Annotated in this window: 22 protein-coding genes; 12 read left to right on the forward strand and 10 right to left on the reverse strand. The window is 63.3% G+C overall.

Annotated features, from left to right (window positions below; translation table 11 throughout):
• Window positions 1-36: 36 nt before the first annotated feature.
• On the reverse strand, window positions 37-1,278 hold the full coding sequence (locus tag XH81_RS01585; RefSeq protein ID WP_028142633.1) for a FecR family protein: 1,242 nt from the start codon (window positions 1,276-1,278) through the stop codon (window positions 37-39).
• Between the two features lie 131 nt (window positions 1,279-1,409).
• Here XH81_RS01585 and XH81_RS01590 point away from each other — a divergent pair, with 131 nt between their 5' ends.
• The 3 genes from XH81_RS01590 to XH81_RS01600 all read left to right on the forward strand — a co-directional run bounded on the left by XH81_RS01590 (window position 1,410) and on the right by XH81_RS01600 (window position 4,787).
• Window positions 1,410-3,206, forward strand: a complete 1,797-nt coding sequence (locus tag XH81_RS01590; protein WP_028142634.1) for a ShlB/FhaC/HecB family hemolysin secretion/activation protein — start codon at window positions 1,410-1,412, stop codon at window positions 3,204-3,206.
• 130 nt (window positions 3,207-3,336) lie between these two features.
• Window positions 3,337-4,167, forward strand: a complete 831-nt coding sequence (locus XH81_RS01595) for an alpha/beta fold hydrolase (protein WP_028142635.1) — start codon at window positions 3,337-3,339, stop codon at window positions 4,165-4,167.
• 302 nt (window positions 4,168-4,469) lie between these two features.
• Complete coding sequence (locus tag XH81_RS01600) at window positions 4,470-4,787, forward strand: c-type cytochrome (protein WP_028142636.1); 318 nt, start codon at window positions 4,470-4,472, stop codon at window positions 4,785-4,787.
• Window positions 4,788-4,973: 186 nt separating this feature from the next.
• Here XH81_RS01600 and XH81_RS01605 read toward each other — a convergent pair whose 3' ends face one another.
• Both XH81_RS01605 and XH81_RS01610 read right to left on the reverse strand, forming a co-directional pair.
• Window positions 4,974-5,315 carry a phasin gene (locus XH81_RS01605; protein WP_028142637.1) on the reverse strand — a complete coding sequence of 114 codons (342 nt, stop codon included), beginning with the start codon at window positions 5,313-5,315 and terminating at the stop codon, window positions 4,974-4,976.
• Between the two features lie 155 nt (window positions 5,316-5,470).
• Window positions 5,471-5,656: a hypothetical protein gene (locus tag XH81_RS01610; RefSeq protein ID WP_028142638.1), complete on the reverse strand. Its 186-nt coding sequence runs from the start codon at window positions 5,654-5,656 to the stop codon at window positions 5,471-5,473.
• A 598-nt stretch (window positions 5,657-6,254) separates the two neighbouring features.
• On the opposite strand from XH81_RS01610, the gene XH81_RS01615 reads away from it, so the two are divergent.
• Window positions 6,255-6,611 (forward strand): hypothetical protein, encoded by a 357-nt coding sequence (locus XH81_RS01615; protein ID WP_028142639.1) that lies wholly within the window; start codon window positions 6,255-6,257, stop codon window positions 6,609-6,611.
• 46 nt (window positions 6,612-6,657) lie between these two features.
• Here the strand turns inward: XH81_RS01615 and XH81_RS01620 are convergent, their stop codons facing one another.
• Together XH81_RS01620 and XH81_RS01625 are read right to left on the reverse strand one after the other, a co-directional pair.
• Complete coding sequence (locus tag XH81_RS01620) at window positions 6,658-7,233, reverse strand: hypothetical protein (RefSeq protein ID WP_028142640.1); 576 nt, start codon at window positions 7,231-7,233, stop codon at window positions 6,658-6,660.
• Window positions 7,234-7,275: 42 nt separating this feature from the next.
• The gene (locus XH81_RS01625) at window positions 7,276-7,806 is read right to left on the reverse strand and encodes a GcrA family cell cycle regulator (RefSeq protein ID WP_028142641.1); all 531 of its coding nucleotides are present in this window, start codon (window positions 7,804-7,806) and stop codon (window positions 7,276-7,278) included.
• A gap of 163 nt (window positions 7,807-7,969) precedes the next feature.
• On the opposite strand from XH81_RS01625, the gene XH81_RS01630 reads away from it, so the two are divergent.
• Window positions 7,970-8,578: a S24 family peptidase gene (locus XH81_RS01630; protein ID WP_018644790.1), complete on the forward strand. Its 609-nt coding sequence runs from the start codon at window positions 7,970-7,972 to the stop codon at window positions 8,576-8,578.
• A gap of 113 nt (window positions 8,579-8,691) precedes the next feature.
• A complete protein-coding gene (locus tag XH81_RS01635) occupies window positions 8,692-8,967 on the forward strand; it encodes a hypothetical protein (RefSeq protein ID WP_028142642.1) in 276 nt (91 codons plus the stop codon).
• A gap of 14 nt (window positions 8,968-8,981) precedes the next feature.
• On the opposite strand, the gene XH81_RS01640 is transcribed toward XH81_RS01635, so the two are convergent.
• A complete protein-coding gene (locus XH81_RS01640) occupies window positions 8,982-9,956 on the reverse strand; it encodes a quinone oxidoreductase family protein (protein ID WP_028142643.1) in 975 nt (324 codons plus the stop codon).
• A gap of 223 nt (window positions 9,957-10,179) precedes the next feature.
• On the opposite strand from XH81_RS01640, the gene XH81_RS01645 reads away from it, so the two are divergent.
• The 3 genes from XH81_RS01645 to XH81_RS01655 all read left to right on the forward strand — a co-directional run bounded on the left by XH81_RS01645 (window position 10,180) and on the right by XH81_RS01655 (window position 12,876).
• Window positions 10,180-10,380 carry a hypothetical protein gene (locus XH81_RS01645; RefSeq protein ID WP_028142644.1) on the forward strand — a complete coding sequence of 67 codons (201 nt, stop codon included), beginning with the start codon at window positions 10,180-10,182 and terminating at the stop codon, window positions 10,378-10,380.
• Window positions 10,381-10,543: 163 nt separating this feature from the next.
• Window positions 10,544-11,491: an AAA family ATPase gene (locus XH81_RS01650; RefSeq protein WP_028142645.1), complete on the forward strand. Its 948-nt coding sequence runs from the start codon at window positions 10,544-10,546 to the stop codon at window positions 11,489-11,491.
• Window positions 11,492-11,496: 5 nt separating this feature from the next.
• Window positions 11,497-12,876 (forward strand): vWA domain-containing protein, encoded by a 1,380-nt coding sequence (locus XH81_RS01655; protein ID WP_271595647.1) that lies wholly within the window; start codon window positions 11,497-11,499, stop codon window positions 12,874-12,876.
• Window positions 12,877-12,895: 19 nt separating this feature from the next.
• On the opposite strand, the gene XH81_RS01660 is transcribed toward XH81_RS01655, so the two are convergent.
• Window positions 12,896-13,078 carry a hypothetical protein gene (locus tag XH81_RS01660; protein ID WP_028142647.1) on the reverse strand — a complete coding sequence of 61 codons (183 nt, stop codon included), beginning with the start codon at window positions 13,076-13,078 and terminating at the stop codon, window positions 12,896-12,898.
• Between the two features lie 351 nt (window positions 13,079-13,429).
• Between XH81_RS01660 and XH81_RS01665 the strand changes: the two genes are divergently transcribed.
• Both XH81_RS01665 and XH81_RS01670 read left to right on the forward strand, forming a co-directional pair.
• Complete coding sequence (locus XH81_RS01665; RefSeq protein WP_028142648.1) at window positions 13,430-13,651, forward strand: hypothetical protein; 222 nt, start codon at window positions 13,430-13,432, stop codon at window positions 13,649-13,651.
• A gap of 257 nt (window positions 13,652-13,908) precedes the next feature.
• Window positions 13,909-15,228: a dicarboxylate/amino acid:cation symporter gene (locus XH81_RS01670; protein WP_028142649.1), complete on the forward strand. Its 1,320-nt coding sequence runs from the start codon at window positions 13,909-13,911 to the stop codon at window positions 15,226-15,228.
• Window positions 15,229-15,240: 12 nt separating this feature from the next.
• Here the strand turns inward: XH81_RS01670 and XH81_RS01675 are convergent, their stop codons facing one another.
• Together XH81_RS01675 and XH81_RS01680 are read right to left on the reverse strand one after the other, a co-directional pair.
• The gene (locus tag XH81_RS01675; RefSeq protein ID WP_028142650.1) at window positions 15,241-16,614 is read right to left on the reverse strand and encodes a hypothetical protein; all 1,374 of its coding nucleotides are present in this window, start codon (window positions 16,612-16,614) and stop codon (window positions 15,241-15,243) included.
• A 101-nt stretch (window positions 16,615-16,715) separates the two neighbouring features.
• Window positions 16,716-17,975, reverse strand: a complete 1,260-nt coding sequence (locus XH81_RS01680; RefSeq protein WP_028142651.1) for an allantoate amidohydrolase — start codon at window positions 17,973-17,975, stop codon at window positions 16,716-16,718.
• A gap of 362 nt (window positions 17,976-18,337) precedes the next feature.
• On the opposite strand from XH81_RS01680, the gene XH81_RS01685 reads away from it, so the two are divergent.
• Entirely contained in the window at window positions 18,338-18,823 is a 486-nt protein-coding gene (locus XH81_RS01685) for a nucleoside deaminase (RefSeq protein WP_028142652.1), read from the forward strand.
• A 28-nt stretch (window positions 18,824-18,851) separates the two neighbouring features.
• Here the strand turns inward: XH81_RS01685 and XH81_RS01690 are convergent, their stop codons facing one another.
• On the reverse strand, window positions 18,852-19,955 hold the full coding sequence (locus tag XH81_RS01690) for a hypothetical protein (protein WP_028142653.1): 1,104 nt from the start codon (window positions 19,953-19,955) through the stop codon (window positions 18,852-18,854).
• Window positions 19,956-20,317: the final 362 nt, after the last annotated feature.

Consider the following 20,317-nt stretch of genomic DNA (forward strand, 5'->3'; position numbering starts at 1 on the left):
CAACGGATGCGCCCCCTCATCCCCTGGGAAACCGCCTCAGCGCCTGTTGTGGCCGTAGGCATTGCCATGGCCGTTGCCGCCGCCGTTCCCACTGCCGTTGCCGTTGTTGCCCCTGCCGTTGCCGGTGGCACCATGGTTGCCGTTGCCGTTGTTCCCGCTATTTCCGTTGCCGTTGTTGCCGGAATTGCCGTTGCCGCCGGAGTTTGCGTTGTTGGCGCCGGGGCTGTCGCTGGATGCACCGGCTGCCGCTGCCGCGATCGCCGCACTCGCAGCCGAGGCGCTGCTGCCAGCAGCTGCCGCACCGCTCGTCGTTGCCGCAGTCTGGACGGAGCTGTTGGATGCCGGCGTATTGGATTTGCCGTCGCTCCACACCGTGTCAGGACCGGCGCTGGCGTTCGCGTTGCGCACCTGTCCGGGAGCAACCGCGTCGTGGGCGAGCCCATTCGTGACCTTGTGGACATTCAGCCTGACCTCGCCGAGCGAGCTCGAGATGCGCACGACGCCGGCCTTGGAAACATGACCTCCAGCCGCCTGATGCGACGGCTTCGGCACGCCAGCCGCCTTGGCCCCCTTGTCGATCGGACCGAGCGCATGGATCGCATGGCCGCTCGCGGCATTGCGCGGCGCCGACAGGCCCGATTTCGGGACGGGGACACGCTCGATCGTCGAGGCGCGCGGCTTGCCATGCTCGATCGGATTGAACGTCCCTGCGCCGCTCAAGCTGAGACCAGGCTTGCCGTGCTCAAACACGGTGGCCGCTTGTCCCGGCATGACCTGGGCAATCTGTCCCGTCTTGAAGTCGGAGACTTCGACCTGGCCGCGGAGCACGCCGACCTTGGTGCTGCCAGCTCCCACCGTGACGCTGAACTGCGTTCCCTTGACCACGGCGGCGAGATAGGGCGTCTCGACCTCGAAATGCTTGACGTTGCGCTTCTCGACCTCGAGCAGGATCGATCCCGCCCGCTGGATGATGGTGGTCGAGAGCCCCTCCTTCTTCTCCGAGGGCAAGCCGACCACGGAGTTGGGAGAGATCAGAATGGTCTCCTCGCCGCGGACGAGCAGCACCCGGCCGTTGCGTCCGGTGCGGATGGTATTGCCAGGCTTGAGCGTCGCTTCCTGGTTCAGCGAGACCTGTTGCGCGCCGTCGGTCGCGACCCACACCTCGCCGGTGGCCTTGCTGACCGACCAGACGCCATCCTCCGCGGCGAACGCAGCGGAAGCCGTTCCAAGGGTCAGCGCCGCCACGAGGGCACACCGCATTCCAATTCTGCCAAGCATCACGATCCTCAGTCCGCGTTACAGCCGGAGCTGAGGGGTATCCGGAAATCACTCAAGAGAGGATTAGCGGGAAGCGGCCCGTGCAGTGGCAGCATTAACCAATCATTGACCATAAAAAACTATGAAAAATCATGCGGATAACGAACCCTTACCGCCCCATCGCAAAGTCTCCGTCAAACTACGGAGAGAGATTCGCGACGTGCGTTGAGCAGCGGCATCTCATTACCGCGCTGGTGATGGTGGTACCGATCTTTGCGGGAATTTCCCAGGCGTTCGCACAACAGGCGAACCAGCCGGGTTTCGATCCGCGCCAGCCCGAGAAATATTTCGATAACCAAACCGAGCGGGAATCGCTGAGCCAGCCTCCGGTCCGGCTTCCGAGTGTCGGACAGCCCAACACCGGCGGCGATACCAAACCGCAATTCGTGCTGCGCGGCGTCAACGTCAGCGGCGCACACACCGTATCCCAAGATCGGATCGCCGCGATCTATCAGCCCTATCTCGGCAAGCAGGTCTCGCAGGCGGATCTCGCCGCGATCGCCGGCGCGATCAGCGATCTCTACCGCGCCGAGGGGTTCCATCTGAGCCGGGCCATCGTGCCGCCGCAGGACATTGCCGACGGCCGGGTACGGATCCAGGTGATCGAAGGCGCCATCGTACAGGCCGAGCTGAAAGGCGACGGCGCCGAGCAGTTCGGCGTAAGGCCGATGCTCGGGCCGGTTCTGGCCGAGCAGCCGTCGCGCCTTGCAACACTCGAACGCCAGCTCTTCCTCATCAACGGCAGGCCGGGCGTCCGAATCACCGATACCGCGCTGGAGGAGATCGGTGGCACGACCGGCCGCTTCCGTCTCACAGTCGTTTTGAAGACCTGGCACGCCTTCTCCTCGTTCGGTCTGGACAATCTCGGATCATCTTCCGTTGGCCCGTGGCAGAGCTACGCCACCGGCGCGTTCAACTCCTACCTCACGCCCGGCGACACGCTGGCAGTCAACCTGTCGACGATTGCCAACGATCCTCGCCAGCTCGGCTTTGCGCGGCTGTCCTACGACACGCCCGTCGGCGTCGACGGCGTGCGCCTCGGCGCTTCCGCCCTGTACAGCGCGGTCCGGCCGGGCGATGCCCGCCGCCTCGACAGCGATATCACGACGACCGAGGCGTTCGAGCTGCGCGCCAGCGTCGTCCCGCTGCAATCGCAATCCTCCACGCTCACGCTGACTGCGGCGACGACCTTCAGCAATGTGTCCGAGCACGACCGTTATGGTCCCTGGTACAACGACCATATCAGGACCGCGAGCCTGACCGCCGACTACCGGCTGCAGGATCGCTTCGGTGGCACCAATCTTGCGACGCTGACCTACCGCCAGGGCCTCGACATCTTCGGCGCCTCGCATTTCGACGACGACCTGTTGTCGCGCGACGGCGCATCTTCGAACTTCTCGGTGCTGAACCTCTGGTTCACGCGCTACCAGACGCTCAACGATACCTGGTCGCTCAGGCTCTCCGCGGCGAGCCAGACCGCATCGCGGCCACTGTTCACCTCGCAGCAATTCTATCTCGGCGGCGTGGCCTTCGGCCGGGGCTATGGCGCAGCCGAGATCAGCGGCGACAACGGCCTTGCCGGCTCGCTCGAACTGCGCTTCGACCAGAAGCTCAATTTCCGCTACTGGACCGGCTATCAGCTCTACGCCTTTGGCGACGCCGGCGCCGTCTGGAACGACGGTTACCGCCTGAGTGACGGCCTGTCGCTCGCATCGGCCGGGGCCGGTGTGCGCTTCTTCCTGCCAGAGGATATCCAGGCCGATCTCGGCGTAGCGGTGCCCTTGAGCTACCGGGCACCGGACAACGAGCGCCGCAGCCCCCGCTTCCTGTTCACCCTGTCGAGCGCGTTCCGGCTCTGCCCCGAACGCGGCAAGTCCGGCTGTTCGTAGCCACCCCGCGGTCCTTTTTGCGGGCTTGCTCACAGACTTGCCTAAATTTAATCCCGTAAGCTGCTCACGATCGCTCGATCCGGGAGTTCCCAATGACCATGTTCAGTCAAATGTGATTTGAGATGAAACCATGAAGAGGGTGTTTGCAATCCTGGCGTTTCTCTGCGTCCTCGGCGTCGGGGAATATTTCGTCGTTAGTCGGTTCGCGATCCGCCATGAGACTTTGGCGCTGTTCGACGCCTCGCGGCAGCGGCCGATCTCGGTCGACGTGGCGGTGCGGCGCGATTACGAGACCAAGGCGAATCTCGGCCTCTGGAAACTCCCGCTCGCCATCATCAGCAACGGCAACACCGTCAAGGCCACCGAATACTCCTTCCTTGCCAACGTGCTTGCCGCGCGCGGCTATCTGGTTGCCAGCATCCAGCAGGACCTGCCGAGCGATCCGCCGCTGATGACCCATGTCGGTCAGCAATATGTCGGCCGGCGCGAGGTCTATATCCGCTGCGAAGCCAACATTCTGTTCGCGCTGGACAAGCTGAAGAAGCAGCACGAAAACGTCGATTACGACCACATCACCCTCGTCGGTCACTCCAACGGCGGCGATGTCTCCATGTATGTTGCCCATCAGCACCCGGAGCTGGTGTCGAAGGTGATCACGCTCGACAATCTGCGGGTGCCCTTCGTGGTCAGCGACGGCATGAAGATCCTGTCGTTCCGGTCAAAGGATCCGCATTTCCTGACCGATCCCGGCGTGCTGCCGACGCCGGAAGAAGCCAAGGCGCGCGGTATCGACATCGTCCACACTGGCGCGCAGCACACGGAAATGAGCGATCGCGGTCCCAACTCGGTCAAGGAGAAGATCCAGGAAACGCTCGACCGTTTCCTGCGCGACAGCGCCAGCAGCGCGCTTGCGCCGGCTGATACGAAAACCCCGATGATCATGAATCCGGGCGACTATTAGCCCGGAACGCTTTGCGGCAGATCAAGGCGGCTCCGAGGCGCCGGGATAAAAGGGCGATATAGCCTCGGAGAGACACGTGTCGCACTACATTGAAAGTCTGGATACGAGAAATCTCGATACGAGAAGTCTCACGAGAAGTCTTGGCCTGCCCGCGGCGAGGATGCCGGCTTTCCTACGGCATCTCTATCGTTCGGCCCGCAAGCTGCTGCGGTCGATCATCGCCCGGATTGATCTCTCGCAATTTCCGGGATCGTGCTGCGGATAAGCATGGCGGCCGCTAATCGATGTATGAAAGTTACCCTATGCACCAGCATTTGAGACGAATTTGCCTGCTGCTTGCCGTAACCTCGAGCTTCGGCACATCGTCGGGTCTCGCGGCCAATGCCGAACACGGTGCGGACCTCGCCAAACGCTGGTGCGCAAGCTGCCATGTCGTCGCGAACGGCCAAACCCAGGCGAGCGCTGACGTCCCCTCCTTTGCCTCCGTCGCGCGCAGGCCGGACTTCAGTCCGGAGAGGCTCGCCTTCTTCCTGCTTGATCCCCACCCGAAGATGCCGAATTTTCCCCTGAGCCGAACCGAAGCCGGCGACATCGCGGCCTACATCGCTTCGCTGCGCTAGTGGCACGCCGAGCACGACGCTCGCCACACATGCAAATCCCCGCCGGAGGACCGGCAGGGATCAGCAGAAGGACGACAGACGGCGAATGTGGTCATTCGGTGGCCCGTCATAGATCTGAGCCGGCATCGAGGTTCGGATCGCCGCGCCGCGCAAGTTCTATTGTGGGCATGCTGCGCGCGCAGAGAATCAGGACTTCCCTTTGCCCTGTTGCATGAGACTGCCGGTCATCTGGCGCATGTGATCTCCGGCGCTGGTGAATTGGCTGCGCAGGAAATCGGACTGGATTCGCATCGCTTCCTGAAGGTCGGTGGCATGAACCAGCTTGCGCGCATGCTCGAAGGCCGACTTCATGTTCTGCTCAGTGAAAACCAGCGCCTGCTTCGACACCTCCGTCCCCGGTCCTGGAACGGACGACATCGATTTGGTGGCGGCGTCGAAAAACATGCCGAATGCCTTCTCCGCCTGATCAATTGTCTTCTCGGCCAGGTCGCGCAGTTCGGCCGGAACTTCGAGCTTCGGTTCGATCATGGTCGCACTCCTCCCGTTTTCCCAATTGAATACCACACTTGCCGGATCGCCTTCCAGCGGCCAGCCCGCGTGGAAACGTCGCCGGCGGTCCGGCTCCGGCGGGAAAACGAACGGGAAAACGAGAGAGACGGCGTAAGGCCGGCGCTCGGCCGGGCTCAGGACAAGGGGTGCTCGGGCAGAATTTCTTCGGTGGCGAGGTCTTCGACCAGCTTGATGACCTCGAAACGCTGTCGAGGCGCGAGCTTCAGGAACGCGCGGAGCAGGCGCAGGCTTTCGACCGTGCCGCTCGCCGGCGCGCCGAGCTTGAGGTGCAGTTCAGCCGCGAAATTGAGGTTTTTCATCTCGCACCTATGACAAGCATCGGCTTGGTGACCCGCTCAAGAACCGAACGCCATAACAAGACGCCATACAGGACCCATGGCGACGAACTCTCGGCCGGGTGGCCCCGGCGGGTTGGCACGCCGAATGACATGTCCAAACGACCGGCTCAACCATTTGGTTGCAATTATGTCAAGGAACAACCCGTCCGGCAAGCCCAACAGTGCCTAAAGCGATGCTTCGTCTGCATCGCACCACGGCAATTCCGGATAACAGGTATATCGACCGCCGTCACCCACCTGCGTCAAGAAGCGTCATCAATCACGCACGCAGCTCCAATCGCCGTCGATCGGCACAACGTTTCTGCTTGTTTCCGATATGAACGGACATTCGGCTGCGAATGAGCCCTTCTCAGTGCCTACACGTAATTGTTGAGTGCGACCTCGGCGGTTGTATTAACGGCAGAATAACGATCGATCTCGCAAGCCGGATATGTTTCCGCCGGTGAACCGTTGTCCATGAACGAACGACCAAGCCGTTGCGACACGGCCACGCAGACAACGGGCGCCATGGCTGAAAACTCTTCGATTCGGGCGCGCCTCAGCACCAAAGGACGACGGCATGCTTTCTCGCTGCGATCTCATCAAGGGCGCCGCGGTCGCGCTTTTCACCCTCTCGATACAAGGCGCATGGGCGCAGGAGACCAAGATGAACCTGTTCAAGATCGTCACCATCAAGGACGAGATCGTCGTCGGGTTGTCGGCGGAGGAGCTTCAGGCGCTCGGCGGCAATGATGCGAGCGCGGTTGCGCACGCGCTGGCGCAGAAGGGCGATCTCACGGTCTGGCAATATAACGTGCATCGCGGCCCGAACGGTGAATTGCAGCAGGCGCCGACCGCCAGGATCGGGCTTTTGGCCAACGCCTCGCTCCGCGTCGAACCCTATTCGACGCCCTACCAGATCGTCCCGCATCCGTGAGCGGCAAACTGGCGCGCCCGCGGCCCAAGCCGCAGGCGTGCCGTTGTCATCTGCGCCGCCCTGCCTGCCGTGTCCCCGTTTCCGTCGCAAAACCGTAGATCAGCGCCAGCCGGTCGAGGCACTCGCGAAAGCGTCGCGCAAAATAGTCGTTCCAGCGCTGCGTACGGACAGCACGACGCTGCCCGATCTGATCCATGGTCAGGCCCAGCACCAGCACGTCGTGCACCAGCGCAGCGCCGTCGGTCCCGAGTTCGCGCTCGACCTGGTTCAGCCGCAGCACCGCCTGGCGCTGGCTCTCGGTGACCGGCTCGCGCGTGCGCGCGCCATCGACATATTCGCGGGTCGGGTCCATCGCCTGAGGGCCCCGCTCCGCTCTCTCCCAATCGTTCTGGAAGGCGCGCCCGCCGAGAAATTGCGCCTCATCGATCTGGTGGTGTGCATGCAGCCGTCCCAGCGGATCGCCACGGATCGACCGGATCGCCACGATCTTCTCACCAGCATCGAGCGCCAGCGGATTGTCGACCTCGACCTCCGCCACTTCGGCATTGAATGGCACGTCGCGGGACCGCCGGTCGTGGATCTGCGCCAATTTGTAGGACTTGTTGCGTCGGACACGAGCCACTTGGATACTCCTTGCGAAATCGACGATGAAACGGGTGAGAGTTCAGGCCGCGAAGACCAGCTTCAGCACGACGGGACCGGGGACACGGGCGGACGCAGCCCCGGAGCGACGCGTCAGGCCCGCATGCGGGGCGCAATAGCTGGAGCCCGGCTGGCGCGGATGGCCGCAGAAGGCGATCTCCTCCCCGTCCTTGTCGCCGCCATAGGGATAGCGGCAGTCGGCCGGATCGAGGTCCACCAGTTGGATCAGGCGCGGCTGAACGCCGACGCAGCGCAGCTTCACCCGCACCGCAGGCTTCATTGCGGACTTCGGCGGCACGTTCAGATTCGGTAGCACCGCGCGGCGCGGCGAAACCGGGGCCTCACCCGGCAAATATGGCGCGACCGATGGGCTCACGATCCATTCCGGCATGACGAGCCCGAGCCGCTTGGCGCGGCCGATCACCGCATTGCGCGTGTAAGCCGTTCCAAACCTTGCGTTAATCTGCCTTCCGATTTCCGCATAAGACATGCCTTTGAGAAAATAGTCGCGAAGCGCGTCGGAGTGCTCCGACGGCCAATGGCCCGGTTCCATGCTGCTGTCCTGTGATGCGTCTCCTCCGATCGCACGACCGGGGCGAAACAGACATTCCGGTATTCCGAAGCACAAGTCAAGCGATAATTCTGATATTCATAATTGCAATAATTCCGAATTTCGGATTACAAGAGCGAGACGATGGGTAATCGAGGGAATCACCATGTTGGACGTTGCAATGATCGAGCGGGGCCTGGAAAAGACAGGCAAGAGCAAGGGCGGCCTCGCGGCGGCCATGGGCGTGCGGCCCGGCGCGGTCTCGGAGATCCTCGGCGGCGAACGCCTGGTGAAGGCCTCGGAAATCATTCCGATCATGGAATATCTCGAGCTCAATCTCGCGCCGATCATGGGCCGCGTCGGTGCCGGCGCCGTGATCGAGCCCGATTACGAGCAGGTCCCCCCGGAGGGTCTCGGCGACATCGCGCTGCCCTTCCCGATCATGGAAGAGACTGTCGCCTTCGAGATCGTGGGTGATTCGATGCTGCCCAAATACGAGAGCGGCGACGTGATCGTGGTCTACAAGGATCAGCGCCATCCGCTGTCGAGCTTCTACGGCGAGGAGGCCGTGGTCCGGCTCAAGACCGGCGAGCGTTATTTGAAAACGATCGAGCGGGGGAAAAGCCCGTCCGTCGTCAATCTCACCAGCTTCAACGCCAAGCCGATCGTCGGCGTGAAGCTCGATTGGGTGGGTGAGATCTGCCTGTCCATGCCCAAGGGCCAACTCGAGCGGCTGCGCGCCAAGTCGGCGCGCCCCCGCAAGAAGGGCAAGTAGGGTATCGGCACGGCCGCCGATTTCGCTTTTTCGAAATCGGCCTTGACTTGATTCTGTTTTTCGGAAATAATCTGCCGCGCGCCCGCAATGGGGGGCGCGGCAGAGTCGTTTTGATGCAATATTTCGTCGTGATGATCGACTATGGACGGCGGGGCCGCGAGGCGGTCGTCGACCCCGAAATCACAAGGCGTGAGGTCATCTCCCGCATCGCCTCGGGCGAATACCGGAATGTCTCGTTCATACACGAGATCGCCGGGAGTTCGGTCGAGGACGTCACCGAGGCGATCCTGACCGAGGCCGCCCTGCCCCGGATCCCGCCCGAAGACGTCGACCTCCAAGCAATTCACCTCGATCACGCCCGCGATGTGCGCAAGCATGAACGGACGTGACGCAGGCCCGGACATCACACCAGAAGGACGGTCGATCCCGTGGTCTTGCGTGCGGCGAGATCGGCATGCGCCTTGGCGGCGTCCTTCAACGGATAGGTCTGGTGCACCTCGATCTTGACCGCACCGGACTTGACGACGTCGAACAGCTCGTTCGCCATCGCGACCAGATTTTCGCGCTTGGCGGCGTAGGTGAACAATGTCGGCCGCGTGACGTAGAGCGAGCCCTTCTGGGCCAGCAGGCCGAGATTGAGCGGCTCGACCGCGCCGGAGGACTGACCGAACAGCGCGGCGACGCCGAGCGGCGCGAGGCAATCCAGCGATTTCAGGAATGTGTCCTTGCCGACGGAGTCATAAACCACCGGGACCTTCTTGCCGCCCGTGATCTCGTCGACCCGCTTCACGAAATCCTCGCGGGTGTAGATGATGACGTGGTCGCAGCCATGCGCCTTCGCGAGCTTGGCCTTCTCGTCGTTGCTAACGGTGCCGATCACGGTCGCGCCGAGGTGCTTGGCCCACTGGCTCAGGATCAGACCGACGCCACCGGCCGCGGCATGCAGCAGGATTGTATCGCCCGCCTTCACCCGATAGGTCTGCCGGATCAGATATTGCGTGGTGAGACCCTTCAGCATCATCGCCGCCGCGGTCCTGTCGTCGACCCCCTCAGGCAGCTTCAGCAGGCGGTCCGCGGGGATCAGCCGCGCCTCGGAATAGGCGCCGAGCGGCGAGGCGCCATAAGCGACACGGTCGCCCGGCTTTAGATCGGTGACACCGGGCCCGACCTCCTCGACGACACCGGCGGCCTCGCTGCCGAGCCCGCTCGGCAGTTGCGCCGGATACAGGCCGGAGCGGTTGTAGATGTCGACGAAATTGAGGCCGACGGCGGTGTGGCGGATGCGCGCTTCGCCCGGTCCGGGCTTGCCGACGCTGACCTCCTCCCAGACCAGGACTTCCGGACCGCCGGTCTTGTGAAAACGAATGGCATGCGTCATGGGCGTTACTCCCTTATCGTTGGTTGAGGCTCCGAAAACCGGATCGGCCGCAGAAATAGGCATTCAGTCCGCCCGTTACAGTACAGACACGTAACAAGAATGTCACAGCGCGCGACAAACGTCCGCCGTTCCATCTCCGTTCGATAGAGTTGATGACGTGCCTGGGGCGACCGGCAGTAGCTTCTGCGCGGGGTTTGGTTGTCGCCTGCGAAGGAGAGCCGAGATGCCAGCTTATGTACAGCATCATCAGGACATCGAGATCGCGCCTGTGAATTGCCCGGCATGCATGGGGTTCCTGCCGATGTATGTGCGCGAGGTCGAGCCGCATTGGAGCCTTGCCAAGATCGACTTTGTCTATGAATGCGCCGATTGCGGCGCCGAGGTCAGACAGACGATCCGCAAGCCGGAGCTGCTGCGGCACTGATCGCGCGAACGGCGAGCCGCGCAAATATCCGCGCCGACACGTATTTGCGTCGAGCGGAAAAAGCGCCGTCCGTGCGGGTCTGATGCCTCCCAAACGAGGCTTGTTCTTTGCCGGGAACGCAGGCAGAACAAGCCTCAAGCAAGACCTTTGGGAGCGCCCTTTCGTGGCTGATCAGAAGGCCTCGACCTCGATCGAGGCAGTGGAGAGCGGCCTCGCCGCGCAGGGCTACATCGCGAGCCGGCAGATCGCGACCGCCGTCTATTTGTCGCAGCAGATCGAGAAGCCGATCCTCGTCGAGGGCCCCGCGGGCGTCGGCAAGACCGAGCTTGCCAAGGCGATCGCGGCCTGGCGCGGCATGAAGATGATCCGCCTGCAATGCTACGAGGGTCTTGACGAGGCCAAGGCGCTCTACGAGTGGAAATACGCCAAGCAGCTCCTCTATACGCAGATCCTCAAGGACAAGCTCGGCGAAGTCCTCGGCGGCGCGCAGACGCTGCACGCCGCGCTCGACCAGTTGCACGATTTCGGCGACGTGTTCTTCTCCAAGGAATTCGTCGAGCCGCGCCCCTTGCTCCAGGCGCTGGAGCAGCCGGGCGGCTGCGTGCTCCTGATCGACGAGATCGACAAGTCGGACGCCGAATTCGAATCGCTGCTGCTGGAGATCCTGTCCGATTTCCAGGTCACGATCCCCGAGCTCGGCACCGTCTCGGCGATCACGCCGCCGACGGTGATCCTCACCTCCAACAGCGAGCGTGACCTCGGCGACGCCCTGAAGCGGCGCTGCCTGCATCTGCATATCGGCTTCCCCGAGCAGCGGCTCGAGGAGCGCATCGTCGAAAGCCGGGTGCCCGGCATCTCGCAGGCACTGCGCCGGCAGATGGTCGGCTTCATTCACGAGATCCGCTCGCTGGATCTGAAGAAGCTGCCCTCGGTCAGCGAGACCATCGACTGGGCGCGCGTGCTGGTGCTGCTCCAGGCCACGGAGCTCGATACCGAGCTCGTCAAGGACACGCTCAACGTGCTCTTGAAGTACGAAGCCGACATCGAGGCAGCAGCGCCGCAGGTGACGACCTTCATTGCCAAGGCGGCACGGTCCAACGTCTTCGGTTGACGCCGATGCGCGAGAACCTCGATCGCTTCTTTCGGGCAGCACGCGGCGTCGGCGTTCATGTCTCGCCTGCCGAGAGCATCGATGCGATGCGCGCGGTCGCGCAGGTCGGCCTCTCCGATCGAACCATCCTGCGCGACGCGCTGCTTCTGACGCTCGCCAAATCGCAGGACGAGAAGCTCGCGCTCGGCGACTGCTTTGATCTGTTCTTCAGCCAGCCGGAGCCGCGACAGCATCAGACCGAAGCGGGCAGCGAGGAGAACGCCTCGCAGGATCCGGATCAGTCGCCCTCCTCCGGCTCGGCCAGCGAAGCGGGCGAGGGACAACCTCCCGAGGGCTTGGGCCCGCTCGCACAGATGCTGCTGTCGCAGGACCGCAACACGATCGCAGCGGCGATTGCCAGCGCTTCCGGCGCGGCCTCCCTGTCGGATATCCGCTATTCCACCCAGCGCGGGATCTTTTCCAGCCGCATCCTCGATGCCATGGGCCTCCAGCGCCTGCGCGACGATCTCGACGCGCTGACCGCGACCAACCCGGCACTGGCCGAGCGTCTGCGCGCCGCGCTCGACGCCTTGCGCGAAGCGGTGCGCGACACCGTCTCGCAGGGGCTTGCGCTCTACGCCCGCGAGGAGGCCGAAAATCTCCGCAACGAGATCCTTCGCAATGCGCCGCTCGCCCGCATCGAGCGGCGCCAGGTCGCGGAGATGCGCGCCCTCATCCGCCAGATCGCGCGCCGCCTGCGCGAGCGCTATTCGAAGCCGCGCAAGCGCCAGCGCCGCGGTCATCTCGACGTCCGCCGCACACTCCGCCGCAATGCGGCCTGGGGCGGCGTGCCCTTCCTCACCGCATGGAAGCGCAAGCATCGCGACCGGCCGAAGATCGTGGCGCTCTGCGACGTCTCCGGATCGGTCGCGCAAGTCTCCGATTTCTTCCTGCTCCTGATCCACTCGCTGCACGAGGTGGTCGACGACGTCCGCTCCTTTGCCTTCTCCTCGCACATGATCGAGGTCAGCGAGATCCTGGAAAAGAAATCGCCGGAAGAGGCGATGGCCGAGATCATGTCCAAGGTCGGCTTCGGCTCGTCCGATTACGGCTCTTCGCTGGTCGATTTCGAGAAGGACTTCATGAGCACGCTGACGCCGCAGACCACGGTGATCGTGCTCGGCGATGCCCGCAGCAACAACCTCGACCCGCGTGCCGACATCCTGCGCCGCATCTCCGAACGCTCGAAGCGGCTGGTCTGGCTCAATCCCGAAGGACGGCTCGCCTGGGGCTTTGGCGATTCCGAGATGCCGCGCTACGCGACCTTCTGTACGGTCGTGCGCCAATGCGCCACCGCGCAGCAGCTTGAGCGCGCGGTGTCAGATATCGTGGCGACTTATCAGTAGGTCTTGCTCGCGGCCAGCGTCAGTTCCGTGCAAGCTCCGCCTGGCCGATATTGCACTCCCGGAAGTGATAGGCAATTTCGTCGAGCGCGCGCTGCTCCCATTCCTCGGCTTGCGCGAGCCAGAAAACCCGGCGATCGAAATCGAGCGCGGCGCGCTCCCGGCACAGGGATTCCTGACTGCGAATTTTGACCAGCCTGTTCATGCACTCCACTCCTGCAGCGTGAAGTCATTCCCCGGGGATCACCGTAACAGAATCCTCAACCTTTCGCTTCACGATTTCTGTGCCTATTGCGACGCAGAATGGGACAGCAGCGCTTCCCGTGCACCGCGACAACTTGCAGTGCAGCATCAAACCGAATTCATCAATATGTGATCGAAGCTCGGGACAATATTCGCCAACGAGCGATCTTTACTCTTGTGGCGCAATGAAGTGCGGCAATTCGTGAAGAGACGTTCTAAACAGCGCACCGAATTCCCGACTCATTGTCGTCGCATGGTCTTCATGCAGCCCCGCTAACAGAGGCGCGCGAATGGTACTATCGCTTGAGGCAACATGAGCAACGACGTCGACTTCGATCTCTCGCCGGACCAGTGGGAAGCCCTGCGCACACTTCGCAACCCGGTGTCGGGCGGTCGCCTCTCGAAGGCCTATCTTATCGAAAGTCTCGTCAAGTTCGGTCTCGTTGTCGTCAATGACGGCATACCTGTGATGACGCCCACGGGACGCAAGGCGCTCGTGCGCGGATCGTGCCGGTTGCTGGATCTTGCGGCATGAGGTTGCCTTTCGTTTCGGCGTAGGCATAACGGCTGACGGGTCCCGCGGCTTCCTCCCCACGCGACTGTTCGGCGAGATAGCGAAGGCGGCGGAGTGATGGGTTCCGCGCCCCCGACACAGCGCTCCTGAAGCGTTGCGTCGCGCCGCCCGGGATAACAGGGCGACCTCCAGGCCGCTTTCCGGAAATACCGCGACAATCTGGCACGGTTGTTGCTCCTTTTTGACGTCCAAGTCGCGTCAAACCGGGGGAATCCACCATGTCGACCATCACCGCGGCGCCCGTCGCCGAGCCGAAGCCGCTCTACACCTCGCTGTTCGTCCAGGTCCTGGCCGCGCTGGTGCTTGGCGTCATCCTGGGCATGGCCGTCCCGGACTTCGCGATCGGGCTCAAGATCCTCAGCGACGCTTTCCTGAAGCTGATCTCGATGATCGTGGCGCCGATCGTGTTCTGCGTCGTCGTGCACGGGATTGCCGGCGCTGGCGACCTCAAGAAGGTCGGGCGCGTCGGCGTCAAGGCGCTGGTCTATTTCGAGATCATGACGACCGTCGCGCTCGTCGTCGGCCTGTTGCTTGCTTACCTCTTCGGGCCCGGCCACGGCATGAACATCGATCCCTCGACGCTGGATGCCAAAGCGCTCAACACCTACGCCGACAACGCCCACAAGCTGTCAGGCGGCGGCATCGGCGCCTTCCTGATGAACGTGATCCCGACCACCTCCTTCGATGCGCTGTCACGCAACGACGTGCTCCAGGTGCTGTTCTTCGCGGTCCTGTTCGGCGTCGGGCTCGCGCTCGTCGGCGGCGAAAAGGGCAAGCTCGTCACCAGCATGATCGATGCCGCCTCCACCGTGCTGTTCCGCGTCATGGGCCTGATTGTCCGCGTTGCCCCGCTCGGCGTGCTCGGCGCGGTCGCCTACACCGTCGGCAAATACGGGGTCGGCTCGCTCAAGCAGCTCGTGTCGCTGGTGATGCTGTTCTACATCTCGGTCGGCATCTTCGTGCTGGGCGTGCTCGGCGGCGTGATGGCGCTCGCCGGACTCAACATCCTCAAATTCCTCGCCTACCTGCGCGAAGAGCTGACCATCGTGCTCGCGACCGCCTCCTCCGATGCCGTGCTGCCGCAGATCATGAAGAAGCTGGAGCGGATGGGCGTGAAGGATTCCGTGGTCGGTCTCGTGATTCCGACCGGCTATTCCTTCAACCTCGACGCCTTCTCGATCTATCTGACGCTCGCCGTCGTCTTCATCGCGCAGGCGACCAACACGCCGCTGTCCTTCGGCGATCTCCTGCTGGTTCTCGGCGTCTCCCTGATCACCTCGAAGGGCGCGCATGGCGTGCCGGGTTCGGCCATCGTGATCCTGGCGGCGACGCTCAATGCGGTGCCGAGCATTCCCGCAATCGGGCTCGTGCTGGTATTGTCGGTCGACTGGTTCATCGGCATGGCCCGCGCGCTCGGCAACCTCGTCGGCAACTGCGTCGCGACGGTCGTGGTCGCGGCCTGGGAAGGCGATCTCGACCGCGCCAAGGCGGCCAAGGTGCTGGAGGGCGGTGAGCTGGTGGACGTGACGGCGGGATAGCGCCCCGCTGGATCAGTCATTCCATTGCAGGAGCGGCGTTCCATACGCCCTCCTCCAGACCGACAGGAAGCGCGGAAACCAGGAATGGGCCACGGCGCCCTTGTAGGCCCAGGTGCGATACTTCAGCCCCTGTTCCGAGATCAGCTCCTGATATCCGCCGTGCACTTCGGTCGCGGTGCGAATGTCCTTCAATATCCCTTGCGCGCAGGCCCGGTAGTGATCGCCGCCGGAGACCTCGTCGTAGTCGAGCATCCGGTCCGCGAACTCGACGTTGAACGTCGGCCAGGACGAGCGCCCTTGATAGGCGGGAGCCGCAATCTTGTGGATCATCTTGTTCCGCGGATTATCCGCGGACACCAGGAAGTGGAACGTAGAGGGTATGCGAAAGCGCGGCTCCGCGATGATCAGATCCGCCGTCGCCGCGAACAGCGCCCGCTCGCTCGCATCGTTCATATCCCAGAAGCCGCGATGCACGCTGACGAAATCCAGCGCGACCGAGGACACCGCCAATCCCTTCGGACCATCCAGCGAATGCCTGATGTAGCCGTCCCTGCCGAACAGACGGAGCAGGGCCTTCTTGTACTGCGCAAGGCCGCGTCCGAGCAGCCGCTTCAGCTCGTTCTCGTCCACGATGCCGAGCTGCACGCTCCACAGGAAGGTCGTGTAGACGCAGGCATTGGTGACAAAGCGCCTGCGTTCCGCACGGGTATCCGTTGCAGCGGAGCGAGGGCCACGGGCATCGCACAGCAAATACCTGGTGCCGTCATCGTCGAACGGCTCGAGCTCGCTTGCGAGCTGCAGGACCGCACGCTTCAGGTCACCGCCATATTCGGCCAGCAGCAGCCGGCCGGCATGCGCGCATTGTGCCATCGCCAGATAGGACGGCGCCCTCTGATCGGCCGAGATCATCTGCTGCAGGCCGGCCAGAATGCCGAGCAGCGTATCCGAGGGGCGCGAAAAATAGTTCACGCCGAGGTACCGACCGCGTCCCGCCGGGACGATGGTGGTCGTGACGACATCGGCGCGAACCGCCTCGAGCAACAGACGGATGCTCTTGTCGAGCAGCCGGGCCCGCCGCACCGCGTCCTGCGCATCCATGATGGTCTCGGGGTCGAGGACATCAGGATAGAACCAGGCGAAGTCACGGGGATAATAGGCGGATGCGTGCGGCGCGCCGGTGACGAGGAAGGCCTCGGTCACCGAAAAGGCGCTGTCCATCGAGTGCCGGTAAAGGTCCTCGATGGCCGACAACGAATGGTGCGACTTTCTCAGGAATCGATCACCGAGAAAATTGACCGCCTGGAGGGCGTTGGCGAAAAAGGTTGCGGCCACGCCTTGGTAAAATCGGTTTCCGCGATCTGAGGGCAACGAGATATCGCTATTCATATGTGGCTAGGGTAACTCCGACGGTGCGGCCACCACCCAAAGCATGGCTGATTCGTATTTCGTCCAGATGACGCACCGGCTTCCAGCGGGGCTCCTTCAGCCTACCCTTCCCGGGGCCTGAAATTCTCGATCACCCGCAGCAGCACCCGCGCACCGGCGTCGGCATCGGCGAGCTCCACATGCTCGTCCGGGTGGTGGCTGATGCCGCCGCGGCAGCGGACGAAGACCATGCCGACATCGGCGATGTCGATCATGGCCATGCCGTCATGCCCTGCTCCGCTCGGCAGCTCGAACACGGAGAACCCCTCCGCTCCGATCGCCTGCGCGATCTGCTCCTTGAGCCACGGCGCGCAAGGCGCGGTGCGGTTCTCGTGGGTGACGTCGAGCTGGAGGGCCAAGTGCCGGCGCTTGGCGATCGCCTCGATCTGGCGGACGACGTCAGCCACCGCGCGCTTGCGGTGCATATCGGTCGGCGCGCGCATGTCGATGGTGAAGGACACCTCGCCCGGAATGACATTGGTCGCGCCGGGCCTCGCCTGGATGTAGCCGACGGTGCCGACCAGCCCACTCTCGTCGGTGCGGCAAAATTGCTCGATCGCCCCGATGCATTCGGCCGCGCCGGCGAGCGCGTCGCGCCGAAACGCCATCGGCACGGTACCGGCGTGCCCTGCCATGCCGGTCAGCCGCGCGGCAAGGCGCGTCGCACCGGCGATCGCGGTGACGACACCGACAGGCAGGTCCTGCGCTTCCAGCACCGGCCCCTGCTCGATGTGCAATTCGAGATAGGCAAGCAGCTCGCGCCGCGCCCGCGCGGCCGCTCCGATATGATCGGGATTGAGGCCGAACTGCACGAGCGCATCGCGCATCGACACACCGTCGCGGTCGCGCACATTCAAGACACTCTCGTCAAAGGTGCCGGCCACCGCACGGCTGCCGAGCAAGGTCGAAGCGAAGCGCACGCCCTCCTCGTCGGCGAAGCCGACGATCTCGATCGCGAACGGCAGGCGCTTGCCACGGCGATTGAGATCGGCAACGCAGGCAATGGCCGTGATCACGCCCAACGGCCCGTCCCATTTGCCGGCATCGCGTACGGTGTCGTAGTGCGAGCCGAGCATCAGGCAGGGCGCACCCGGCCGCTCGCCTTCGTAGCGGCCGCAGACATTGCCGATCGCGTCAAGACGCGCGCTCATGCCGGCCTCGCGCATCCAGCTCAGCAGGAGGTCCGCCGCCTTGCGCAACTCCTTGGTGAGATAGATGCGGGTGAGGTTGTCGCCTGCTTCCGAGATCGCAGCCAGATCGTTGATCCCTCGCACGATCTCTTCGCCGAGCGATGCATTTTGAACGGCGTTGACGGCACTCATCTCGACGAGCTTTCTCTTCTCTGGACCGCGGCAGCGGCTGTCTGGCGACCATCGGTACACGTTCGGCGGCCAGTCACGCACCGGCGCCCGTCCCGACCTGCGCGTGGTTAGCATGAATGCGCGTACGCGGCAGGCTGCGTCACGCCGGTCATGCACAGGCGCACCAATAGTTTCACCTTTATCAGGACCCGAACGGCCCGCATAATCAATATTTTCAATCGGTTATCCGGAAGGTACCGTCAATGAACCCAGCCGGCTGGTGGAGATGTTCCACGGCGAATTCGTGTATGAAGGACGGGCCAGCGAAGCTGGTCATGCGACGATCGGCCGGCGCATGGCGGGGCACTGACGGCGGAGGATCGATGGCCAACGCATCCGAGCGTGACGAGCATTTTCTGCGTTTGTCCTTCGCGGTCGCCCGCCGCTCCCTCACCCATGGCAACCACCCGTTCGGCTGCATCGTCGTCGATGCGGACGGCAAGGTGCTGATCGAGACCGAGAACGGCTACATGCCGGATCATGACGGCACCGCGCATGCCGAACGTCTCGCGGCCACCCAGGCCTGCCGCACACTCGGCCGCGAGGTGCTGGCGACAGCGACGCTCTATTCCTCGGCAGAGCCCTGCGCGATGTGCGCCGGCGCGATCTACTGGGCCGGCATCGGCCGCGTCGTCTACGGCCTCAGCGAGCATCGCCTGCGCGGCGTCACCGGCAACCATCCGGAGAACCCGACCCTCGACCTGCCGTGCCGCGAGGTCTTTGCCAGCGGCCAGCGGCTGACCGAAGTCGTTGGTCCGCTGCTCGAGGACGAAGCCGCAGCGCTGCACGATGGCGTGTGGACGAAGTAGACACAAACTCCGATCAGTAGGGTGCCGATCAGAACTTCACGGTGATGCCGGAGTAGAGCGAGGATTCGGTGCACGATCCCGTGCTCACCGTCCGGCCACCGACCGCCGTGGTACAGCCGACGGCAAGGTTGTGATCGAGACCGAACTTGTTCTGCCAGTAGCGGTAAGCCACCCAGACGTCCACGAAGTGCGAATACTTGTCACCCCAGGCGGCCTTCGAGGCATCGAAGGTCAGGCGGATGGGCTCCGAATTCAACTCGACCGCCGTGTTGTAGACGCCGTTCGCCGGGCTGTAGGGAAGCGGCTGGGTGTCGGTGCCCTTCTTGCCGTACCAGCCGGCGCGGCCGCTGATCGAGAAATATTGCATGTTCGGCGGCAGGAAGCCGAGATCCATGTAGTAATTGACCTCGACGGCCCAGGTCGGCTTGAACGAGGTATTGCCGTCTGCAAGACAGGTCACGCCGGGAACGCCGGCACCGAACAGTCCGCACTGGCTGAACGAGTTGTGGTTGGCGAACTCCCAGTACACCAGCGGTGCGACGTTGATGTAACCCTTGTAGGGCAGATCGAACGCAAACTGCAGACCGCCGACGACGTCGCGCTTGGCGGCGCCGAAATACCGGTTCTCCGTGTTGGCATCCATGCCAACCTCGAACGAGATGTTGTGAAGCGGCCCCGCGGTGAAGGCCTTGGTGTCGAAGAGTTCATTCCAGCCGAACGTCGAGCGGAACAGCCCGTAGATCTCCGTTGCACCGGCGCAAATTGCCGGCGCGCCGAAGATCGTGCCCGCGTTGGTGCAGGGCCCAGCCGGGTCGTTGTGATCGGACTTGAACATCGAGATGGTGAAGAAGTTCGTGCCGTATGCCCAGAGATCGAAATGCGTGAACGAGTAGACCTGCTTGGTGGTCTTGCTGTCGATCGATCCATCCGGCCGGAACGACCATGCACCGGGCTGCGAGGCGTTGAAGATGTAGGAGAAGGTGACGCGGTTATCGATCACCAGGAAGAACGGGAGATCCGCCGCCTTCTTGGCAGCCTTGACCGGCAGATCCGCCGCGAAAGCCAAGCCACCGGTGGCGAGCGTAGCAAGTGACAGCGCCGCTGCTGCAATTGCCCTGAAACGAAACGACATCCTGAATACCCCCAAGTGTGGACACGTCAATGAACGCCCTTGGGTGCGAGACTTGCGCCGATCTCCCGGAGGGAGAAGCCTCAACTTTTTTCAAGGCATGCCGCTTGTTTCGGCAAGGGGCGGCGTCTCTTCGTAGGATTTAGCAGGCTTTCTGCAGCCGGCATGCGGCCGGCGACGCCGGCTGTTGCCGGACATTCCCGTTTGATTTCGCTCTTCTTTCATGCCGAGCGGATATTGCAGGCGCGATGGTCGGGAGCCAATGTTGCGTCGATCCGCATTGCATAAGCGCGATGGCGCAACTTTGCTCACTGCGACGTCAGGTCTGCATAGCGGGTTCCGATTTGGCTTGGACCGTCACAAAT

The organism is Bradyrhizobium sp. CCBAU 25360, assembly GCF_028128695.1.
GTDB lineage: Bacteria > Pseudomonadota > Alphaproteobacteria > Rhizobiales > Xanthobacteraceae > Bradyrhizobium > Bradyrhizobium ottawaense.

Excerpts from the sequence above, each read along its gene's own strand:
- XH81_RS01585 (WP_028142633.1), bottom strand. The coding sequence starts at position 1,278 with ATGCTTGGCAGAATTGGAATGCGGTGTGCCCTCGTGGCGGCGCTGACC.
- XH81_RS01590 (WP_028142634.1), top strand. The coding sequence starts at position 1,410 with ATGCGGATAACGAACCCTTACCGCCCCATCGCAAAGTCTCCGTCAAAC.
- XH81_RS01595 (WP_028142635.1), top strand. The coding sequence starts at position 3,337 with ATGAAGAGGGTGTTTGCAATCCTGGCGTTTCTCTGCGTCCTCGGCGTC.
- XH81_RS01600 (WP_028142636.1), top strand. The coding sequence starts at position 4,470 with ATGCACCAGCATTTGAGACGAATTTGCCTGCTGCTTGCCGTAACCTCG.
- XH81_RS01605 (WP_028142637.1), bottom strand. The coding sequence starts at position 5,315 with ATGATCGAACCGAAGCTCGAAGTTCCGGCCGAACTGCGCGACCTGGCC.
- XH81_RS01610 (WP_028142638.1), bottom strand. The coding sequence starts at position 5,656 with ATGAAAAACCTCAATTTCGCGGCTGAACTGCACCTCAAGCTCGGCGCG.
- XH81_RS01615 (WP_028142639.1), top strand. The coding sequence starts at position 6,255 with ATGCTTTCTCGCTGCGATCTCATCAAGGGCGCCGCGGTCGCGCTTTTC.
- XH81_RS01625 (WP_028142641.1), bottom strand. The coding sequence starts at position 7,806 with ATGGAACCGGGCCATTGGCCGTCGGAGCACTCCGACGCGCTTCGCGAC.
- XH81_RS01630 (WP_018644790.1), top strand. The coding sequence starts at position 7,970 with ATGTTGGACGTTGCAATGATCGAGCGGGGCCTGGAAAAGACAGGCAAG.
- XH81_RS01635 (WP_028142642.1), top strand. The coding sequence starts at position 8,692 with ATGCAATATTTCGTCGTGATGATCGACTATGGACGGCGGGGCCGCGAG.
- XH81_RS01640 (WP_028142643.1), bottom strand. The coding sequence starts at position 9,956 with ATGACGCATGCCATTCGTTTTCACAAGACCGGCGGTCCGGAAGTCCTG.
- XH81_RS01645 (WP_028142644.1), top strand. The coding sequence starts at position 10,180 with ATGCCAGCTTATGTACAGCATCATCAGGACATCGAGATCGCGCCTGTG.
- XH81_RS01655 (WP_271595647.1), top strand. The coding sequence starts at position 11,497 with ATGCGCGAGAACCTCGATCGCTTCTTTCGGGCAGCACGCGGCGTCGGC.
- XH81_RS01660 (WP_028142647.1), bottom strand. The coding sequence starts at position 13,078 with ATGAACAGGCTGGTCAAAATTCGCAGTCAGGAATCCCTGTGCCGGGAG.
- XH81_RS01665 (WP_028142648.1), top strand. The coding sequence starts at position 13,430 with ATGAGCAACGACGTCGACTTCGATCTCTCGCCGGACCAGTGGGAAGCC.
- XH81_RS01670 (WP_028142649.1), top strand. The coding sequence starts at position 13,909 with ATGTCGACCATCACCGCGGCGCCCGTCGCCGAGCCGAAGCCGCTCTAC.
- XH81_RS01675 (WP_028142650.1), bottom strand. The coding sequence starts at position 16,614 with ATGAATAGCGATATCTCGTTGCCCTCAGATCGCGGAAACCGATTTTAC.
- XH81_RS01680 (WP_028142651.1), bottom strand. The coding sequence starts at position 17,975 with ATGAGTGCCGTCAACGCCGTTCAAAATGCATCGCTCGGCGAAGAGATC.
- XH81_RS01685 (WP_028142652.1), top strand. The coding sequence starts at position 18,338 with ATGGCCAACGCATCCGAGCGTGACGAGCATTTTCTGCGTTTGTCCTTC.
- XH81_RS01690 (WP_028142653.1), bottom strand. The coding sequence starts at position 19,955 with ATGTCGTTTCGTTTCAGGGCAATTGCAGCAGCGGCGCTGTCACTTGCT.